Source organism: Mycolicibacter virginiensis, from assembly GCF_022374935.2.
Classification (GTDB): Bacteria; Actinomycetota; Actinomycetes; order Mycobacteriales; family Mycobacteriaceae; genus Mycobacterium; species Mycobacterium virginiense.
On sequence record NZ_CP092430.2, the window covers coordinates 3,350,270 to 3,368,033 of the forward strand.

Sequence of the window (17,764 nt, forward strand, 5' to 3'; positions counted from 1 at the left end):
AGGCTTGACCATGAACGACGCCGTCGATGCGGCCTGTACCGGCGGCCCCGATCACTCGTCGCCGCGGCCAGCGCTGCTGCAGCTGTGGGAGCAGTGGGCAGCGTTCAAACCGTTCGCCGTAGCCGGCGCCAGCGCGATCGTGGCCGGTGGCGCGATAGCCGCCGCCATCGCGGCCCCGGCGCCCACCCGTCACGGGGTCTGGGCGGTGGCCTACCTGGTTCTGGTACTCGGGGCCGGCCAACTGGTGATCGGATCCGGCCAAGCATTGCTGCCGACCACCTCGCCGTCACCTCGCGAAGCAACGCTGGGTGCCGCGGCGTTCAACCTGTCCGGCGCCGCCATCGTGGTCGGCGTCGTCACCGACCACATCGCGGTGTTCTATGCGGGTTCTGGGCTGCTGTTCATCGTGCTGGCCTGGTGGCTCTACCGGGTTCGGCGCAGCACGCGTCGGGGTTGGGCCCTGCTCACCTACCGGCTTTTCCTGGCGGCATTGGTGGTGAGCATTCCGATCGGGATGGCGATCACCACCGCGGGGCGCAGCTAGTTCACTGTCGGGCCAACAGCTTGGCCAACACCTCCGCGTGACTTCCCTCCACGTCCCGGCTCGCCGTCACCAGGGTGACGGTCTTCTTGCCGCGGGCCAGAGCGCGCAGGCCGGCGAACCCGGCGGCCCCCTTCGCGGTCTGCAGTTCGTCTTCGTAGCGGCTGACGAACTGGTCGAAACGCTCGGGCTGATGGTTGTACCAATGGCGCAGTTCGTTCGACGGCGCGGCGTCTTTGTACCAGTGCCCCACCCGCGGGTCGTCCTTGCGGAAGCCCCGCGGCCACAGCCGATCGACAAGGATCCGTTCACCATCCTCGGCACGGGGTTCGTCGTACACACGGGCGACCCGGAACGTGGTTTTGGGACTCATACCCCAGGTTATCGCCGGCGCACAGCGCCTGTCCGCCGCCGTTCTCATCACCCGCAACGCCGTCGAAGTTAGCTTAGGCAATGCTATCTTGACATTATTTACAGTTTCGCTCGTAGAAATTGGTGTCGGCGTGAACGGTGGTTGGATCGCATCTCCCCCGGAGGTGCATTCCGCGTTGTTGAGCAGCGGTCCCGGCCCCGGCGCCCTGCTGGCCTCCGCCGGCGCCTGGTCGGCGCTGAGCACCGAATACTCTGCCGCGGCCGCCGAACTGATCGCCGTGCTGGGCGCCGTCGGGTCAGCGGCCTGGCACGGACCGAGCGCCGCCAGCTACACCACGGCGCACGCGCCCTACCTGCGGTGGCTGACGCGCGCCAGCATCGACAGCGCCCGCGCCGGCACCGAACACGAAGTCGTCGCGGCTGCCTACAGCACCGCCCTGGCCGCCATGCCGACCCTGGCCGAGCTGGCGGCTAACCACACCCTTCACGGCGTGCTGACCGCCACGAATTTCTTTGGCATCAACACCATCCCGATCGCACTCAATGAGGCCGACTACGCCCGCATGTGGGTGCAGGCGGCTACCGTCATGGCGACCTACGAGGCCATGTCCGATGCTGCCCTGGCATCGCTGCCCGTCGCGGACCCCGCGCCGCCGATTCTGGCCGTCGGCAACGGAACCGGTGGCAACGACGACGAGCCGACGGATCCGATCGAGGAAGCCAACCGCTGGTTTTGGTTCATCTTCTGGAACATCGTGTTCTGGTCAACGTTCCTGTTCATCGTGACGATTCCGGTTCGGATCCCGATCGTGCTGCCGTTGCTGATCAACGCCATCAACGACTTCATCGCATCGATGCAGGTGCCACCACCAGAGCCGGTCATCGAGCAGCCCGCGCCACAACCCCTCCCGTTGGTGCACTCGATCGTGGCCCGACCGGCCCATGAGCCGGTCGCCGTCGGTGTCGGTGTCGGGGGCGGTATCGCCGGTTCGGCGGGGACCTCCGCCGGCCCGGCTGGTGCGACGAGCACCGGGCCGGCATTACCGGTGAGCGGCGCCGAGACGTTGGCCTATCTGGTGGTCGGGGGCCACGCCGAAGGTTTCGGGCCCAGCCTGACCGGCCGCGACCAGTCCAGGGCTCCGGCCGCCGGCGCCTCGGCGGCGGTCTCGGCTCGGGCGCCGGCAGCTCGCGCACCGCTACGGTCTCGGCGGCGGCGCCGCGCCCAGATGAAGGAATACGCCAACGCCACCATGACGCTGGGCGCCGACGACGGCGAAACGCCCGACGAGACAACGACACCCGCCTGCTCGGAATCCGGCGCGGGAGCGCTGGGGTTCACCGGGACAGCTCAGCGAAGCGACGCGGGAGCAGCAGGACTGGCCCGGTTGCGCGGCAACGCTTTCGGCGCCGGCCCGGCGGTACCGCTGTTGCCCGAGACTTGGGATTACGACTCGGACGAGCGGGCGCCCTCTTAGTTGCTCGGCCGCGAACCGAACCGGCGCCGGCCCCGCGCCGCGAAGGCACGCATGGCCCCTAGCGCCACCGCCATCCGGCGCTTCGACGACGGATACCACAGCAATTCGGACTTTTGGGTGGGCAGCCGCGGCGACGTAATAGCCTGCTGGCGACAGTATTTGATGATTCCGGAGGCGCCCCCGGCACGGTAGCCGATGCCGGACTCTTTCCAGCCGCCCATCGGCAGCCCCGGACAGAAGACGTTGGCCAAAGCGTCGTTGACATTCACCGCGCCCACTTCCAGCCGACGCGCCAGCCGCTCGCCGCGGCGCTTATCGCCCGTCCAGACCGTGGCCGACAATCCGTACGGCGAGTCATTAGCCAGCTGGATGGCCTCGCTCTCGTCGGCGACCTTGATCACCGGCAGTGTCGGCCCGAAGGTCTCTTCGGTCATGCACGTCATGGACGGGTTCACGTCGGCGATCACGGTCGGGGCGAAGTAGGTCCCCACGCCGGTCGCCTTGCCGCCCACGACGACCCGGGCACCGGCGGCCGTCGCCTCATCGACGTGGCGCGCCACGATGTCGCGTTGCGCCGCGGTCGCCATGGCGCCGGTGTCACCGTTCTGGCCCTGCTGCACCTCACCGACCCGGGCAGCCAGCTTCGCGACGAATTCGTCGTAGACCGGCGCTTCGACGTAGACCCGCTCCACCGACACACAGACCTGTCCGGAGTTGAACATTCCGCCCCAGGCGATGCCGTTGGCGGCGCGGTCGAGGTCGGCGTCGGCCAACACGATCGCCGGGTCCTTCCCGCCGAGCTCCAGACCGTAGGGAATCAGCCGCTGCGCGCAGGCCACCGCGACTTTGCGCCCGGTGGCCGTCGACCCGGTGAACTGCAGGAAGTTGGCGTGCTCGATCAGCGCCTGGCCGGTCTCGCCGTAGCCGGTGGTCAGGCCGAGCACTGGCGGTGCACCGATCTCGGCCCAACCGCGCACGAACTCGACCGCTGACAACGGCGTCACCTCGGAGGGCTTGAGCAGCACAGCTGCGCCGGCCGCCAAAGCCGGCGGCACGTCGAGGCCGGGCATCGCGAACGGAAAGTTCCACGGCGTGATGACCCCGACCAGCGGATAGGGACGGTAAGCGGTGGTGAACCGCTTGACGCGATAGAGCGGGCTGTGCGCCTTGGGATGCCGGTCGGCGAGAAACTCCTTGGCGTTCTTGGCCCAGTAGCCGATGGCGTCTGCCGTGGCGACCGCCTCCAGGCTGGCGTCGACGTGCGACTTGCCGGTCTCGGAGATCAACACCTCGGTGATGTGATCGGCGTGGTCCAGAATCCAGTCCTGCCAGGCCAGCAACCAGCGCTTGCGGCCGCTCGGCCCGAGCGCCTCCCATTCCGGTTGGGCTGAAATGAGTTGGGCTGCCTTGGCGGCCACCGTCTGGGGGTCGTCGATCGGCACGGTGCCCGACACGGCCCCGGTCGCGGGGTTGTGCACGGTGATCATCGACTCGGCCCTGGATTGCACTGCGGTCATGATGCGCTCCCGATCTAGAACCTGCGGGGAGGCTGTGACCTCGCCGTATGTGATCGTCAGGTGCCGCGCAGGAGTTTGTCAAGGGTCCTGAACCTCGTTCAATGCAAGGGAAACCCCTGTAGCCGCTCTGCCCTGACCCGCCCTACCGTCCACACAGGCGAATCGCTACGCATGCATTGGAGAGAACGATGACCGATCAGACGTCGACACTTTCTCATCGTTGGGTTGCCGGCTTGGCCAGTACGTCGGTCAAGGCGGTCCTGATCGGGGCCGCCGCGGGCGTCGTGTTCGGCTTGGCGCCTGTTACCTCCGCCGATCCAGCGCCCTCCACCCAGCAGGAGCCCGCCGACAATCAGCAGGAACAGCAGGACGAACAGCAGCAAAAGGGGTTCTCACCCCCGCGGCCCGACGCCCCCGACAACAACCCGTCCAACACCAACCCGCCGAATAACCCCACCAACAATGACGCCTCCAAAAAGGGTGACCTGGCGGACAAGAACTGCTGGATGTACAGCACCGGCCCGGAATGGTTCGCACCCGGCGCCATGCCCAGGCCGGGGCTTCCCGGGGAGAAGGTCTGGCCCTGCTATTACGTGGCGGGTCTGACGCCGCACTAGGCCTGCACCGCCCCGCACCATCTAGGGCTATTGGGCAAGGTATCCCCCGTCGACGGGCAACACGACGCCGGTGATGAAGGAGGCATCGTCGGAAGCGAGGAAGGCGATCGCACTGGCAACTTCGGCCGGTTCGCCGATACGGCCCATCGGGTGCATGCGTTCGACCGCCGCCAAATACGCTGAGCCACCCGGCTCCTCCGGGAACCGCTGGACCCGCTCGGTGCGAATCGTCCCGGGGGCAACGGCGTTGACTCTGATTCCCCGATCGGCCCATTCGACCGCCAAGTGCTTGGTCAAACCGCTGGCGATGAACTTAGCGGGCCCGTAGGCCGCCTGCCGCTTCTGCCCCGCCAGTCCCGAGATCGACGAGAGGCACACGATCGCGCCGCCGCCGGTCGGCAACATTGCCTCGATTGCGAATTTGCACGTGAGGAACATGCCGCGGCCATCGATGGCCATCACGTTGTCCCAGTCGGTGGCGGTCACCTCTTGCGCATCGCCGAGCGGGATGATGCCGGCGTTGGCGACCAGCACATCGAGCCGTCCGAATCGGTCGACCGCCGCGCCAATCATTCTCTGCGCATCATTCTGGGCCGAGACGTCGCCGACGACTGCCTCAACCTGCGCCCCGGCTTGCCGCAGTTCCTCGGCGAGCGCCAGCAGCGGCTCGCCTTGAATATCGGTCACGACCAGACGCGCACCTTCGCGTGCGAAGAGCACGGCGGTAGCCCGACCGATGCCAAAGGCTGCCCCGGTGATCACCGCCGACTTTCCCAGGAGGCGTCCTCGTCCTTCGGTTACGTCGTCCGTCATCTGCGCGTCACCTCGGTCAACACTGGCCCCTTTTCCTCGTGCGCCGAGCTCTTCAACGCGACAAATGACCACATCGCGATCGAGGCCTCGCCACAGGGCGGGACGCGAACAGGATAAGTCCGAGCGGATGATCCCCCGGCGCAATCGCCGCCGTGAGGGAGGAACCGAGAGCCAGGTGCCTCGGTTGAGGTTGAGCTGAAACGGGGACGGGCCAGGACTTTTCGTCCTGGCCCGTCCCGTTCTGGTGGAGCTGCCGGGAATCGAACCCGGGTCCTACGGCATTCCCTCAAGACTTCTCCGTGCGCAGTTCGCTATGTCTCTACTTGGATCTCCCGGTCACGCGAACTAGCCGAGATGACGATCCCAGTCGCTGTTGGTGTCCCGATAAATCCCGCGACCGGACGTATCGGTGGATCCCTCTAGTCGATGCCAGGGTCCGGGCCGAGGGAGCTCCCGGTCTGACAGGCCCGCCTCGCTTAGGCAGCGAGGGCGAAGTCGCTCTGAAGAGCGACCTTAGCCGGCGTAAGTGCCTTGGCGCTTACTTGTTTACAGCGACGCTTACGGTGGTCTCCTGCCTGCACCGGCACGCTTCCCTTGATTCGACACACGCAGTCGAAACCTTTCAGCCCCCTGTCTTGGGTAATTGCCACCGAACCTCGGCGGACACTTCATGGTACGCGGTTCCAACGACAGACCCACGCCCGTTCATTCCTTCGGCGTCGCACCGTCACCGCGCGGTGATCATCGCCACCGCCACCGCGGCCAGCACCATGCCGAGCACCTGCCCGCGGTGTACCCGCTCGCGCAGTACCACAATGGCCAGCACCACCGTCACCGCGGGAAACAGCGAGATCAGCACGCTGGCCAACGCCAGGTCCGATCCGCGCAGCGCGAGCAGCATCGCGACATTGGCTGCGGTGTCCGACAGCCCCGCCACCAGCGCCAGCTTCAACGGCGGGCCGGTGGGCACGCGCAATTCACGCGCCCCGGTCGCCGCACTGAACACCAGCACGGCGGCGGCCACCCGCGCGAACGCCAACGGCCACAGCCCGGAGTCGTCCGGCGCCTCGTGGATGAACACGAAGTCCAACCCGAACGCCACGCCGGCTCCCACGGTCAGCCAGGCCACCTTGCGGGTGAAGCGGTGCGGCCGGATGTCTTCGTCGGTGGCTTGGCGGCTCACCAGGACCACCGCCAACAGCGCCAGCACGATCCCGCCGTCGGCCACCGTCCCGGGCCGTTCCCCCATGACGAAACCGACCGCCACCGGAACCCCGGCCGTCAGCACCGCCGAAATCGGAGACACCACCGAGATGGGCCCGGCACCCAGCGCGGCGTAGAACCACCAGCCACCCAGCCCCAGCGCGATACCGGAAGCCAGGCCCCAGCCGATCGCACCCGCGGGGATCGGCCCGCCCACCGCGATAGCGAGCGTGCCCAGCAACACCAGCGCCACCGGGTAAGAGACCAACACCACCCGCAGTGCGGGTACGCGGCGCGCGGCGAGGCCACCAGCGAAATCGCTGACCCCGAACCCTGCCGCTGACAACAGCGCCAGGACGGCGCCGGTCACATGCCCTTGGCGCGCCGGCCCAGCGCCCGAGTGACCTCCCGCTGCGCATCGCGCTTGGCGAGATCCTGCCGCTTGTCGTGGGCCTGCTTTCCGCGCGCCAGCGCCAATTCGACCTTCACCTTGCCCTCGGTGAAGTACACCGACAACGGCACCAGGGTGAGATTGCCGTCCCGGATCTTGCCGATCAGCATGTCGATCTGGCGTCGATGCAACAGCAGCTTGCGGGTGCGGCGCGGCTCGTGATTGGTCCAGGTCCCGTGGTGATACTCGGGAATGTGCATGTTGCGCAGCCACACTTCGCCGTCGTCGACAGTGGCGAACGCATCGACCAGTGACGCCTGACCGGCGCGCAGGCTCTTCACCTCCGTGCCCACCAACGACACCCCAGCCTCGTACACATCGAGAATCGAGTAGTTGTGGCGTGCTTTGCGATTCGACGCAACGATCTGCTTGTCCGGCTTCTTCTTGCTGCCCTTGTCCGCCGCTTTCTTAGCCATCGCTACCGCCGCACATACAGCCGAAGCGTCACGTACGCGGTCGCGCCGGCCATCGCCGCGCCCAACAGCAGCAGGATCGGCGAGATGTAGAGGATGTCGGCGTAGTCGATCCGCGCGATCAGATGCGCCTGATAGAACTGGCTGAGCGCATTGTCGAGGAACGCCGCTCGCACCACGAGCAGCCCGACGATCGCGATGATCACGCCCACCGTCGCGGCCAGCACCGCCTCCACCAGGAACGGCAGCTGGGTATACCAGCGACTGGCGCCCACCAGACGCATGATCGAGACCTCAGTGCGCCGCGTGTAGGCGGCGACCTGAACCATGTTGGCAATCAACAGCACCGCCCCGACCGCCTGCACCAGGGCGACCGCGAACGCAGCACTGCTCAGGCCGTCGAGCACGGCGAACAATCGGTCGATCAACTTCTTCTGGTTGAGCACGCTGAGCACGCCCGGCTGGCCCTGCATCGCGGCGTCGAAATCCTTGCTCTGCTCCGGATTCTCCAGCTTGACGATGAACGACGCCGGGAAGGAGTCCTTGCTCGCCACGTCCTTGAACTCGGGGAACTTACGGATGGCGTCGGCATACGCGTCATCAGAATTGAGGTAGCGCACCGACTTTACGTCGTTGCGGGTCTCGATCTGCTCGCGCAGCGCCTTGCACGCCTGGCCCTCGCAGTTCGGGTCATCGGCGGCCACGTCGGGGTTCAGGAACACCTGCGACTCCACCCGGTCCAGGTAGATGCTGCGGGACTGGTCGGCCAGGCGCACCACCAGCAGGCCACCCCCGAACAGGCCGATCGAGATGGCCGTGGTGAGGATCATCGCCACCGTCATGGTGACGTTGCGGCGCAGGCCGGTCAGGACCTCGTTGAACAGGAATCCAAAGCGCACGTCAGCGGTCCATTCCGTAGACGCCGCGCTGTTCGTCGCGCACCAGCCGTCCCAGTGATAGTTCGACGACGCGCTGGCGCATCGAGTCGACGATGTGGTGGTCGTGGGTCGCCATCAGCACCGTGGTTCCGGTGCGGTTGATCCGCTCCAGCAGATCCATGATGTCCTCACTCGTCTCCGGGTCCAGGTTTCCGGTCGGCTCGTCGGCCAGCAGCACCAGGGGCCGGTTGACGAAGGCCCGGGCGATAGCCACCCGCTGTTGCTCACCACCGGACAGCTCGCCCGGCAGCCGGTTCGCTTTGCCGGACAACCCGACCATCTCCAGAACCTCGGGGACAACCCGGTTGATCATCTCCGGCTTCTTGCCGATCACCTCGAGGGCGAACGCGACGTTTTCGAACACGGTCTTCTGCTGCAACAACCGGAAGTCCTGGAACACGCATCCGAGCACCTGCCGCAGGCTGGGGATGTGGCGGCCGGCCAGCTTGTTGACGTGAAACTTCGACACCTGAATGTCACCCGAGGTGGGTGTCTCCTCGGCCAGCAGCAGCCGCATGAACGTGGACTTGCCCGAGCCGGACGGGCCGATCAGGAACACGAACTCGCCCTTGTCGATCTTGACGTTGACATTGTCCAGGGCCGGACGGGCCGACGATTTGTACTGCTTGGTGACATGGTCGAGCGTGATCATCACGGCACGCAGTTTAGCCGTGCGAGGCGCCCGGACCGGGCGGGGACGCGGGTGTAGGCGGCCCAGGAACGGGTTGGCGAGCATCCGGCGGTGCCGCAGCGGGCGCCTCGGGCGCCGGTGGGATCGGTCCGGGTTCCTCCGGCGGAGCCGGGGCCGGCGGAGGACACAGCGGCGGGCAGAACGGGAATCCCGGCACCGGGGTCGGGGTCGGCGGTTCACCGGCCGGCGGCCCCGACGGGGCGGGGGGCTCGGTGGGGGTGGGTGTGGGTGTGACGGTCTCGGTGATGGTCACCGGTGGTTGTTGCAGCTTGGTGCGCGGCACCCAGGTATAGGCCGGGTCGGGGATGAAACCCGGCGGCACCACCTGCGGGGCCGGCGGCGGCGTCGGCTCCTGCCGGTAGGTGTCGTAGACCCACCACACCGCGATGAAGGCGATGATCAGCGCCACCGTCGAGGTGCGGACCCGGCCGCCGAACAGGTGCGCCGGCAGTTTCCATCGCTTGCCGTCTGCCGGCTCTGGCTTCGCCGGGGTGTCATCGGGCTTTCTGATGCTGAGTTTCACAGCGTCTCCACCGGCTTCACGTCGCCGGCGGTAACCACGCCGGCCGACGCCAGTGCCCGCACCACCTGGATGCGCAGTCGGCGTCCCACCTCGAATTGCTTGCCGGGCAGGGTGCGGGCCACCATCCGCAGGTTGACGACACCGAGCTCGATGCTCTCCACCCCCATGATCGACGGCTGGTCCAGCAGCAGATCCCGCAGCGGCGCGTCGGCCTCGCGGGCGTTCTCACACACCTGGTGCAGCACTTCGTTGACCCGTGTCAGGTCGGCGCTGGTGGGCACCGGGATGTCGACGACGGCGCGCGCCCAATCCTTGGACAGGTTCAGCGACCGGACGATGTTGCCGTTCGGCACGTTGTAGACCTCGCCGTTGGGGGTGCGCAGCTTCGTCACCCGCAGCGTGACCTCCTCGACGGTCCCGAGCGCTTCGGTCGGCGCGCCTGCCATCGACAGCTGCACCAGATCACCGAAGCCGTACTGCTTTTCGGTGATGATGAAGAACCCGCTCAGCAGGTCCTGCACCAGCTTCTGGGCGCCGAAACCGATCGCGCCACCGAGCACCGCGGCCGGCCCCACCAGCGAGCCGACCGGAATATCGAGGATGCTGGTGATCTGGACGGCGACCATCACGCACAGCAGCACCACCGAGACCCATGAGATGACCGAGGCGACGGCCTGGCGGTGCTTGGAGGCTTCCGAACGCACCAGCGCGTCACTGGCTTGGAAGCCGCGTTCCAGCCGCCGGGTGACGCGGCGTGCCGCCCAGGTGATGAACCGCGATGCCAGTGCCGCTCCGATCAGCAGCAGAACGATCCGCAAGCCCTTGGTGATGACCCACTCGCCGATCTGACCGCGCCACAAGTCATGCCAGCGCTGCCCCGGGGAGAAGGCCAAGACCATGCGCTCAGTCGCCTTCGGGCCTGTTGCGCCACCGGATTCCGGCCTCCAGGAATCCGTCGATGTCACCGTCGAGCACCGCGGCCGGGTTGCCGACTTCGTACTCGGTGCGCAGGTCCTTGACCATCTGGTACGGATGCAGCACGTAGGAGCGCATCTGGTTGCCCCACGAGCTGCCGCCGTCGCCCTTGAGCGCGTCCATCTCGGCTCGCTCCTCGGATCGCTTGCGTTCCATCAGCTTGGCCTGCAACACCCGCATCGCTGAAACCTTGTTCTGCAGCTGCGACTTTTCGTTCTGGCAGGTGACGACGATCCCGGTAGGAATGTGGGTGAGTCGCACCGCTGAGTCGGTGGTGTTCACCGACTGCCCGCCCGGCCCGCTCGAGCGGTACACGTCGACGCGGACATCGCCCTCGGGGATGTCGATGTGGTCGGTGGTCTCCACCACCGGCAGCACCTCGACCTCGGCGAACGACGTCTGCCGGCGCCCCTGGTTGTCGAACGGGCTGATCCGCACCAACCGGTGAGTGCCTTGCTCCACCGAGAGGGTGCCGTAGGCGAAGGGCGCGTGCACCGCGAACGTGGCGCTCTTGATCCCGGCCTCTTCGGCGTAGGAGGTGTCGAACACCTCGACGCCGTACTTGTGCTGCTCGGCCCAGCGGATGTACATCCGCATCAGCATCTCGGCCCAGTCCGCGGCGTCCACACCGCCCGCACCGGAGCGGATCGTGACCAGCGCCTCGCGCTCGTCGTACTCACCCGAGAGCAGGGTGCGGACTTCCATGGCGTCGATGTCCTCGCGCAGCTTGGCCAGTTCAGCGTCGGCATCGGCGACCGCTTCAGTCTGGCTGGCGCCGGTTTCTTCAGCCGCCAACTCGTAGAGCACCGGGAGGTCGTCGACGCGTTGGCGCAGCTCCTCTACCCGGCGCAGCTCGGCCTGGGCGTGTGACAGCTCGCTGGTGACCTTCTGGGCGCGCGTCTGGTCATCCCACAGATTCGGGTCGGACGCGTCGCGTTCGAGATCGGTGATACGGCTGCGCAGTCCGTCGACATCCAGCACCCGCTCCACCGTGGTCAAGGTGGTGTTGAGGGCGTCGATGTCGGGCTGGCGGTCTGGTTCCACGTTTATCGAGGTTACCGGCGGCCGTCGGCGAGCTACCTCTAGCATCGGGGTTACGCGGGTGCATGAACGACTTCCGACTCCGAAAGAAGGTTCGAGGATGCGGCCCTACCACGTCGCGATCGTCGGCTCCGGTCCCTCCGGCTACTTCGCGGCGGCATCGCTGCTCAAGCTGGCCGCCGGCGGTGAGGTCGACGTGCGCGTCGACATGCTGGAGATGCTGCCGACACCGTGGGGCCTGGTGCGCTCGGGAGTGGCGCCGGATCACCCGAAGATCAAGTCGATCAGTGCGCAGTTCGAGAAGACCGCCGCCGATCCTCGGTTCCGGTTCTACGGCAACGTCACCGTCGGCGAGCACGTCATGCCCGAGGAACTGGCCGAGCGCTACGACGCGGTGATCTACGCGATCGGCGCGCAGTCGAATCGGCAGTTGGGCATTCCCGGGGAGGACCTGCCCGGCAGCGTCGCCGCGGTGGACTTCGTCGGCTGGTACAACGCCCACCCGCACTTCACCGACCATGCACCGGATCTGACCTGCAAGCGCGCCATCGTGGTCGGCAACGGCAACGTGGCCCTGGATGTGGCCCGCATCCTGGTCAGTCAGCCCGATGAGCTGCGCCGCACCGACATCGCCGACCACGCGCTGGACCTGCTCGGCCCGCGCGGCATCGAGGAGGTGGTGATCATCGGTCGCCGCGGCCCGCTGCAGGCCACGTTCACCAGCCCCGAGCTACGCGAACTCGGGGATCTCAAGGGACTCGACGATGTCGACGTGGTGATCGACGCCGCTGAGTTCGCCGGCATCACCGACGAGGACATCGAGGCGGCCGCCAAACATCCCAAGCAGAACGTCAAGGTGCTGCGCACCTATGTCGGACGCGCTTTGCGCCCGGGCCATCGCCGGATTGTGTTCCGGTTCTGCACATCTCCGATCGAGATTCGCGGCGACGGCCGGGTCGAGGAAATCGTATTGGGACGCAACGAGCTGACGACCGATGAGAACGGTCGGGTCAGCGCCAACGACACCGGTGAGCGTGAGGTGCTGCCGGCCCAGTTGGTGGTGCGCTCGGTCGGGTATCGCGGCGTGCCGATGCCGGGCTTGCCGTTCGACGAACGCAGCTGCACCATTCCGCACACCGACGGCCGCATCGAAGGCACCAGCAATCAGTACGTGGTCGGATGGATCAAGCGTGGGCCATCCGGGGTGATCGGTTCCAACAAGAGCGATTCGCAGGCCACCGTCGACACCCTTGCCGCCGATCTGGCCGCCCGGGCAGCGCAAACCGGGCTTCCCGACGTCGACGACTACGAAGCGCAACTGCACCGGTGGTTGCTGTCTCGCCAACCGGAACTGGTCACCGCCGAGCACTGGCAGCTGATCGACGCCCATGAGCGCTCCACCGGTGAGCCGCACGGCCGGCCCCGGGTCAAGCTGGCCAACGTCGCCGAGATGCTGCGGATCGGGCATGGGCCAGGCACGAACGACTCCTGCCCTGACTGTGATGACGCGGGCCTGACGTCCTACCCGGTGCCGTTGCCGGAGTCGCAGTCGCACTGACCGGGATCGTCAGTCCCCTATCGGCCCGGTCAGATTCCAGTTGTCCGGATTGCGCGGTGAATACCGCACCGGCAGCAGGTCGCCCACGCTCGGCCATTTGCTGACGTCGACTGCGTAGCGCTGGTAGACCTCGTGCTCATCGACCGTGGGTCCATGCAGGACACCGGTGATGGTGACGTATTGCGCGCCGGTCGCCTCGGGCCGCGGGCTGACGCCGGTGACCAGCACGGTGCCGTCCTGGGCACCCGCACCCGGCCCCGAGCGCAGGAACCGCGGTGCGAGGAACACCGCCAGAACCGCCAGCAGCAACAGCAGTGCCCCAAACTCCCACATGCGGCCATGGTAGGACTTTCGCCATGGCGCAGATCAACGACAATCTCGACTCGCAGCTTCACCAAGACCTCACCCTGGCCCTGGGCCTGGCCGACCGGGCGGACGAAATCACCTTGGCGCGGTTCGGAGCGCTCGACCTGCGGGTCGACACCAAGCCCGACCTGACCCCGGTGACCGACGCCGACCAGGCGGTCGAAACCGCCCTGCGCGAGGTGCTGGTCGCCGAGCGTGCCGACGACCAGATCCTCGGTGAGGAATTCGGCGGCACCGCCACTTTCACTGGGCGCCAATGGATCATCGACCCGATCGACGGCACGAAGAACTTCGTGCGAGGGGTGCCGGTGTGGGCCACCCTGATCGCGTTGCTTTCCGACGGTGTGCCGATCCTCGGGGTGGTCAGCGCCCCGGCGTTGCACCGCCGCTGGTGGGCGACGCGCGGCCAGGGTGCGTTCGGGTCCGTCGCCGGCGCCCCGGCCCGACCGCTGTCGGTGTCCTCGGTGGCCGATGTGGGCTCCTCCAGCCTGACCTTCGCCGGGCTGAACTACTGGGCGGCGCGCGGCCTGCGGGAGCAGTTCCTCGGGCTGACCGAGGCGGTGTGGCGGGCACGCTCCTACGGCGACTTCTGGGCATACTGCTTGGTCGCCGAGGGCGCTGTGGACGCCGCCATCGAGCCGGCGGTGTCGGTCTGGGATCTGGCCGCCGTCGACATCCTGGTGCGCGAATCAGGCGGGGTGTTCACCGACCTGTCCGGTAACCCGGGCCCGCACGGCAACTGCGCCGTGGCCGCCAACCCCGCCCTGCACCGGCAGGTGCTGACGGCGTTGACCCCGGAGTAAGCGAGCGTCCGGCGGGGGCCGCTGACGACTTGGTCACACCTTACTTCTGAGTCATCTTACTTCGGAGTAAGGTGGCCTCATCGATACCTTCCATCGAGTGAGGCTCTGACATGACTGATATCGCCCCCGCCACCAACGGCTCAAAGGTCCGGCTCAACAGCCGCGCCAGCGGCGTCGGGTCGGTTCCGCACAAGCGCAGCCCGATCGCGGCCGCACTGTCGTTCGTCACGCCCCTGGTCAGCCAGGACTTTCTGGACCGCTACGGTTTGCGGCAACCGCTCAACCGAGGGCTGAATTACGGCGTCAAGACGGTGTTCTCCGTCGCCGGAGCCTCCACTCGACAGTTCAAGAAGGTCCAGGGCCTGGGCAAGGCCCCGGCGCGGCTCAGCGCCCCCGCCCGCAGCAAAGGTGGCGACTACTTCGACCTGACCCCCGATGATGACCAGCAGATGATCATCGACACGGTCGAGGAGTTCGCGGCCGAGTTGCTGCGCCCGGCCGCCCACGACGCCGACGAAGCCCTCGACTACCCGCGCGAGCTGCTCGGCAAGGCCGCCGAGTTGGGCATCACGGCGATCAACATCCCCGAGGACTTCGACGGGATCGCCGCACACCGTTCCGCGGTCACCAACGTGCTGGTCGCCGAGGCGCTGGGCTACGGCGACATGGGCCTGGCGCTGCCGATCCTGGCCCCCGGCGGGGTGGCCTCGGCGTTGACCCATTGGGGCAGCGCGGACCAGCAGGCCACCTACCTGCCCGAGTTCGCCGGCGAGAAGGTCCCCCAAGCCTGTGTCGCGATCGTCGAGCCGCAGCCGTTGTTCGACCCGACCAACCTCAAGACGACCGCGGTGCGCACGCCCAGCGGCTACCGGCTCGACGGCGTGAAGTCGTTGGTGGTGGCTGCCGCCGACGCTGAGCTGTTCATCGTGGCCGCCCAGCTCAACGGCAAGCCCGCGCTGTTTATCGTCGAGTCTTCGACGCCGGGCCTGACGGTGAAGGCCGACCCCAGCATGGGTCTGCGCGCCGCCGCCCTGGGCCAGCTCGAGCTGAACCAGGTGTCGGTGCCGCTGAGCGCCCGCCTCGGCGAGGAAGCTGCGACCGATTCCGACTACTCGCAGGCCATCGCGCTGTCCCGGCTGGGCTGGGCCGCGCTGGCGGTCGGCACCAGCCACGCGGTGCTCGACCACGTGATGCCCTACATCAAGGAGCGCGAGGCGTTCGGAGAGCCGATCGCCAACCGCCAGTCGGTGGCGTTCATGTGCGCCAACATCGCCATCGAGCTCGACGGCCTGCGGCTGCTGACCTGGCGCGGCGCCTCGCGCTGCGAGCAGGGCCTGCCCTTCATCCGGGAAGCCGCGCTGGCCAAGCGGATCGCAACCGACAAGGGCATGCAGATCGGTCTGGACGGGGTGCAGCTGCTCGGCGGCCACGGCTACACCAAGGAACACCCGGTCGAGCGCTGGTACCGCGATCTGCGGGCACTCGGTGTCGCCGAGGGCGTCCTGGTTATCTGAGTCATCCAAGACATCAAGCAAACTCCGCTGCGAACACGAAAGTCTGATCATGGCAATCAATTTGGAACTGCCCCGCAAACTGCAGGAAGTCATTGAGATGACTCATGCCGGGGCCGCCGAGATGCTGCGCCCCATCTCGCGCAAGTACGACGCGCGCGAGCACGCCTACCCGGTCGAGCTGGACACCCTGGAAACCCTGTTCGACGGGGTCTCCGGGGCCGGCGGTAACGCGATGGCCGGCGCCGAGGCCTTCCGCGATGCCGGCGAGCAGACCGGTAACCGCAACGCGGCCAACATGGCGGCAATGTTGCAGGTGCTCGAGATGAGCTGGGGCGATGTCGCTTTGATGCTGTCGGTGCCCTACCAGGGCCTCGGCAACGCGGCGATCTCCGGTGTGGCCACCGATGAACAGCTCGCCCGGCTGGGCAAGGTGTGGGCCGCAATGGCCATCACCGAGCCGAGCTTCGGCTCCGACTCGGCCGCGGTGACCACGACGGCGACCCTTGACGGCGACGAGTACGTGATCAACGGCGAGAAGATCTTCGTCACCGCCGGATCACGCTGCACCCACATCGTGGTGTGGGCGACGCTGGACAAGGCGCTGGGTCGGGCGGCGATCAAATCGTTCATCGTGCCGCGCGAGCACCCGGGTGTCATCGTCGAGCGCCTGGAGCACAAGCTCGGCATCAAGGCCTCCGACACCGCGGTGATCCGGTTCGACAATGCCCGCATCCCCAAGGACAACCTGCTGGGCAGTCCGGAGATCAACACCGAGAAGAGCTTCTCCGGGGTCATGGAGACCTTCGACAACACCCGCCCGATCGTGGCCGCCATGGCGGTCGGGGTCGCGCGGGCCGCGCTCGAAGAGCTGCGCAAGATGCTCACCGCCGCCGGCATCGAGATCTCCTACGACAAGCCGGCACACGCCCAGAGCGCGCCGGCCGCGGAGTTCCTGCGGATGGAGGCTGACTGGGAGTCGGCGAATCTGCTGACGCTGCGCTCGGCGTGGCAGGCCGACAACAGCATCCCCAACTCCAAAGAGGCGTCGATGGGCAAGGCGAAAGCCGGCCGGGTCGCCAGCGACATCACCCTCAAGGCCGTCGAAATGGCCGGCACCCTGGGCTACTCCGAGCAGATGCTGCTGGAGAAGTGGAGCCGCGACTCGAAGATCCTCGACATCTTCGAGGGCACCCAGCAGATCCAGCTGCTGGTGGTGGCCCGCCGGCTGCTGGGCCTGTCGTCGGCCGAGCTGAAGTAGCGCTTCTCCGCCGAGCAGTCGCGAAAGCCCCCATTTCCGCGCTGAAATGGGGGCTTTCATGTCTGCTCGCGGCCTACACCCGCGGTTGAATCAATGGACCGAAGCTGGCACCGACGGCCTCGAGCGCCCGGGTGTCGCGCGCGGATAGCGCGATGACGAACGCACCCTGGATCAGCGCCAGCACGCTGTGCGCAAGCTCGTCGGCAGACCGATCGTCGCGCACGTCGCCGCGTTCCTGGCCGGCCCGCATCAGCGCACTCAGGGCGCCATGCCAACCGTCCAGCGCGGCACCGAGGGAGGCCCGGAACGGCTCGGAGTCGGCCGCCAGCTCGGTGGAGAACTTGCCGGCCAGACACGCCCGCTGAAAGCCCGACCGTACGAACGCCTGGGTGAGCGCATCGAAGTAGCCAGTGAGTTTCTCAGTGGTACTGAGGGTTTCATCGTCGGACCAGGTGGCCAGCGCATCCAGCTGCATTTGCATGTAGCGGGCCAGCACCGCCAGGCCGAACGCATCCTTGGAACCGAAGTGGTGGTAGAAGGAGCCCTTCGGCACCCCGGAGGCGGCCAAGATGGCGTCGACGGTGGTGCCGTGGAACCCGGACGCATAAAACGACCTCATGCCCTGACGAAGCAGTCGCTCCTTGTGCGTCAGCGCTTTTCCCGGAGCCGCCATCGAATCCTCCACTCTTGACGAT

Annotated in this window: 18 protein-coding genes, 1 other RNA gene and 1 pseudogene; 7 read left to right on the plus strand and 13 right to left on the minus strand. The window is 67.2% G+C overall.

What is annotated here, in order from left to right:
- Positions 1-10: 10 nt before the first annotated feature.
- On the plus strand, positions 11-544 hold the full coding sequence (locus tag MJO54_RS16235; RefSeq protein WP_082957260.1) for a hypothetical protein: 534 nt from the start codon (positions 11-13) through the stop codon (positions 542-544).
- Position 545: 1 nt separating this feature from the next.
- On the opposite strand, the gene MJO54_RS16240 is transcribed toward MJO54_RS16235, so the two are convergent.
- Positions 546-914: a DUF488 domain-containing protein gene (locus MJO54_RS16240; RefSeq protein WP_024440277.1), complete on the minus strand. Its 369-nt coding sequence runs from the start codon at positions 912-914 to the stop codon at positions 546-548.
- Between the two features lie 130 nt (positions 915-1,044).
- Here MJO54_RS16240 and MJO54_RS16245 point away from each other — a divergent pair, with 130 nt between their 5' ends.
- Positions 1,045-2,388 (plus strand): PPE family protein, encoded by a 1,344-nt coding sequence (locus tag MJO54_RS16245; RefSeq protein ID WP_259602746.1) that lies wholly within the window; start codon positions 1,045-1,047, stop codon positions 2,386-2,388.
- On the opposite strand, the gene MJO54_RS16250 is transcribed toward MJO54_RS16245, so the two are convergent.
- Positions 2,385-3,905 carry an aldehyde dehydrogenase family protein gene (locus MJO54_RS16250; protein ID WP_065153695.1) on the minus strand — a complete coding sequence of 507 codons (1,521 nt, stop codon included), beginning with the start codon at positions 3,903-3,905 and terminating at the stop codon, positions 2,385-2,387. The genes MJO54_RS16245 and MJO54_RS16250 overlap by 4 nt on opposite strands.
- A gap of 188 nt (positions 3,906-4,093) precedes the next feature.
- On the opposite strand from MJO54_RS16250, the gene MJO54_RS16255 reads away from it, so the two are divergent.
- On the plus strand, positions 4,094-4,522 hold the full coding sequence (locus MJO54_RS16255; RefSeq protein WP_065153694.1) for a hypothetical protein: 429 nt from the start codon (positions 4,094-4,096) through the stop codon (positions 4,520-4,522).
- A gap of 27 nt (positions 4,523-4,549) precedes the next feature.
- Here the strand turns inward: MJO54_RS16255 and MJO54_RS16260 are convergent, their stop codons facing one another.
- The 9 genes from MJO54_RS16260 to prfB form a co-directional block, all read right to left on the minus strand.
- Positions 4,550-5,335 (minus strand): SDR family NAD(P)-dependent oxidoreductase, encoded by a 786-nt coding sequence (locus MJO54_RS16260; protein ID WP_064888476.1) that lies wholly within the window; start codon positions 5,333-5,335, stop codon positions 4,550-4,552.
- Positions 5,336-5,577: 242 nt separating this feature from the next.
- Positions 5,578-5,965: a transfer-messenger RNA gene (ssrA, locus tag MJO54_RS16265) on the minus strand.
- A gap of 97 nt (positions 5,966-6,062) precedes the next feature.
- Positions 6,063-6,908, minus strand: coding sequence for an EamA family transporter (locus MJO54_RS16270; protein ID WP_174549812.1), 846 nt, complete (start codon positions 6,906-6,908; stop codon positions 6,063-6,065).
- Positions 6,905-7,405, minus strand: coding sequence for an SsrA-binding protein SmpB (smpB, locus tag MJO54_RS16275; RefSeq protein WP_024442487.1), 501 nt, complete (start codon positions 7,403-7,405; stop codon positions 6,905-6,907). The genes MJO54_RS16270 and smpB overlap by 4 nt, the downstream gene beginning before the upstream one ends.
- A 2-nt stretch (positions 7,406-7,407) precedes the next feature.
- The gene (ftsX, locus tag MJO54_RS16280) at positions 7,408-8,301 is read right to left on the minus strand and encodes a permease-like cell division protein FtsX (RefSeq protein ID WP_046284565.1); all 894 of its coding nucleotides are present in this window, start codon (positions 8,299-8,301) and stop codon (positions 7,408-7,410) included.
- A 1-nt stretch (position 8,302) separates the two neighbouring features.
- Positions 8,303-8,992, minus strand: coding sequence for a cell division ATP-binding protein FtsE (gene ftsE / locus MJO54_RS16285; RefSeq protein WP_046284564.1), 690 nt, complete (start codon positions 8,990-8,992; stop codon positions 8,303-8,305).
- 13 nt (positions 8,993-9,005) lie between these two features.
- Entirely contained in the window at positions 9,006-9,554 is a 549-nt protein-coding gene (locus MJO54_RS16290; protein ID WP_046284563.1) for an Rv3103c family proline-rich protein, read from the minus strand.
- Positions 9,551-10,453, minus strand: coding sequence for a mechanosensitive ion channel family protein (locus tag MJO54_RS16295; protein ID WP_046284562.1), 903 nt, complete (start codon positions 10,451-10,453; stop codon positions 9,551-9,553). The genes MJO54_RS16290 and MJO54_RS16295 overlap by 4 nt, the downstream gene beginning before the upstream one ends.
- Positions 10,454-10,457: 4 nt before the next feature.
- A complete protein-coding gene (gene prfB, locus MJO54_RS16300; protein WP_046284561.1) occupies positions 10,458-11,573 on the minus strand; it encodes a peptide chain release factor 2 in 1,116 nt (371 codons plus the stop codon).
- 97 nt (positions 11,574-11,670) lie between these two features.
- On the opposite strand from prfB, the pseudogene MJO54_RS16305 reads away from it, so the two are divergent.
- Positions 11,671-13,041, plus strand: a pseudogene (locus tag MJO54_RS16305) (FAD-dependent oxidoreductase); the annotation flags it as partial.
- A 96-nt stretch (positions 13,042-13,137) separates the two neighbouring features.
- Here the strand turns inward: MJO54_RS16305 and MJO54_RS16310 are convergent.
- Positions 13,138-13,461, minus strand: coding sequence for a hypothetical protein (locus MJO54_RS16310; protein ID WP_046284560.1), 324 nt, complete (start codon positions 13,459-13,461; stop codon positions 13,138-13,140).
- Positions 13,462-13,484: 23 nt separating this feature from the next.
- Here MJO54_RS16310 and hisN point away from each other — a divergent pair, with 23 nt between their 5' ends.
- The 3 genes from hisN to MJO54_RS16325 all read left to right on the plus strand — a co-directional run bounded on the left by hisN (position 13,485) and on the right by MJO54_RS16325 (position 17,069).
- On the plus strand, positions 13,485-14,297 hold the full coding sequence (hisN, locus tag MJO54_RS16315) for a histidinol-phosphatase (RefSeq protein WP_065152332.1): 813 nt from the start codon (positions 13,485-13,487) through the stop codon (positions 14,295-14,297).
- Positions 14,298-14,407: 110 nt separating this feature from the next.
- Positions 14,408-15,811: an acyl-CoA dehydrogenase family protein gene (locus tag MJO54_RS16320; protein ID WP_046284558.1), complete on the plus strand. Its 1,404-nt coding sequence runs from the start codon at positions 14,408-14,410 to the stop codon at positions 15,809-15,811.
- A 49-nt stretch (positions 15,812-15,860) separates the two neighbouring features.
- On the plus strand, positions 15,861-17,069 hold the full coding sequence (locus MJO54_RS16325; protein ID WP_046284557.1) for an acyl-CoA dehydrogenase family protein: 1,209 nt from the start codon (positions 15,861-15,863) through the stop codon (positions 17,067-17,069).
- A 73-nt stretch (positions 17,070-17,142) separates the two neighbouring features.
- On the opposite strand, the gene MJO54_RS16330 is transcribed toward MJO54_RS16325, so the two are convergent.
- Complete coding sequence (locus MJO54_RS16330; protein ID WP_064888125.1) at positions 17,143-17,742, minus strand: TetR/AcrR family transcriptional regulator; 600 nt, start codon at positions 17,740-17,742, stop codon at positions 17,143-17,145.
- Positions 17,743-17,764: the final 22 nt, after the last annotated feature.

Coding starts and splice junctions, on each gene's coding strand:
- MJO54_RS16235 (WP_082957260.1), top strand. CDS start 11: ATGAACGACGCCGTCGATGCGGCCTGTACCGGCGGCCCCGATCACTCG.
- MJO54_RS16240 (WP_024440277.1), bottom strand. CDS start 914: ATGAGTCCCAAAACCACGTTCCGGGTCGCCCGTGTGTACGACGAACCC.
- MJO54_RS16250 (WP_065153695.1), bottom strand. CDS start 3,905: ATGACCGCAGTGCAATCCAGGGCCGAGTCGATGATCACCGTGCACAAC.
- MJO54_RS16255 (WP_065153694.1), top strand. CDS start 4,094: ATGACCGATCAGACGTCGACACTTTCTCATCGTTGGGTTGCCGGCTTG.
- MJO54_RS16260 (WP_064888476.1), bottom strand. CDS start 5,335: ATGACGGACGACGTAACCGAAGGACGAGGACGCCTCCTGGGAAAGTCG.
- smpB (WP_024442487.1), bottom strand. CDS start 7,405: ATGGCTAAGAAAGCGGCGGACAAGGGCAGCAAGAAGAAGCCGGACAAG.
- ftsE (WP_046284564.1), bottom strand. CDS start 8,992: ATGATCACGCTCGACCATGTCACCAAGCAGTACAAATCGTCGGCCCGT.
- MJO54_RS16295 (WP_046284562.1), bottom strand. CDS start 10,453: ATGGTCTTGGCCTTCTCCCCGGGGCAGCGCTGGCATGACTTGTGGCGC.
- MJO54_RS16310 (WP_046284560.1), bottom strand. CDS start 13,461: ATGTGGGAGTTTGGGGCACTGCTGTTGCTGCTGGCGGTTCTGGCGGTG.
- hisN (WP_065152332.1), top strand. CDS start 13,485: ATGGCGCAGATCAACGACAATCTCGACTCGCAGCTTCACCAAGACCTC.
- MJO54_RS16320 (WP_046284558.1), top strand. CDS start 14,408: ATGACTGATATCGCCCCCGCCACCAACGGCTCAAAGGTCCGGCTCAAC.
- MJO54_RS16325 (WP_046284557.1), top strand. CDS start 15,861: ATGGCAATCAATTTGGAACTGCCCCGCAAACTGCAGGAAGTCATTGAG.
- MJO54_RS16330 (WP_064888125.1), bottom strand. CDS start 17,742: ATGGCGGCTCCGGGAAAAGCGCTGACGCACAAGGAGCGACTGCTTCGT.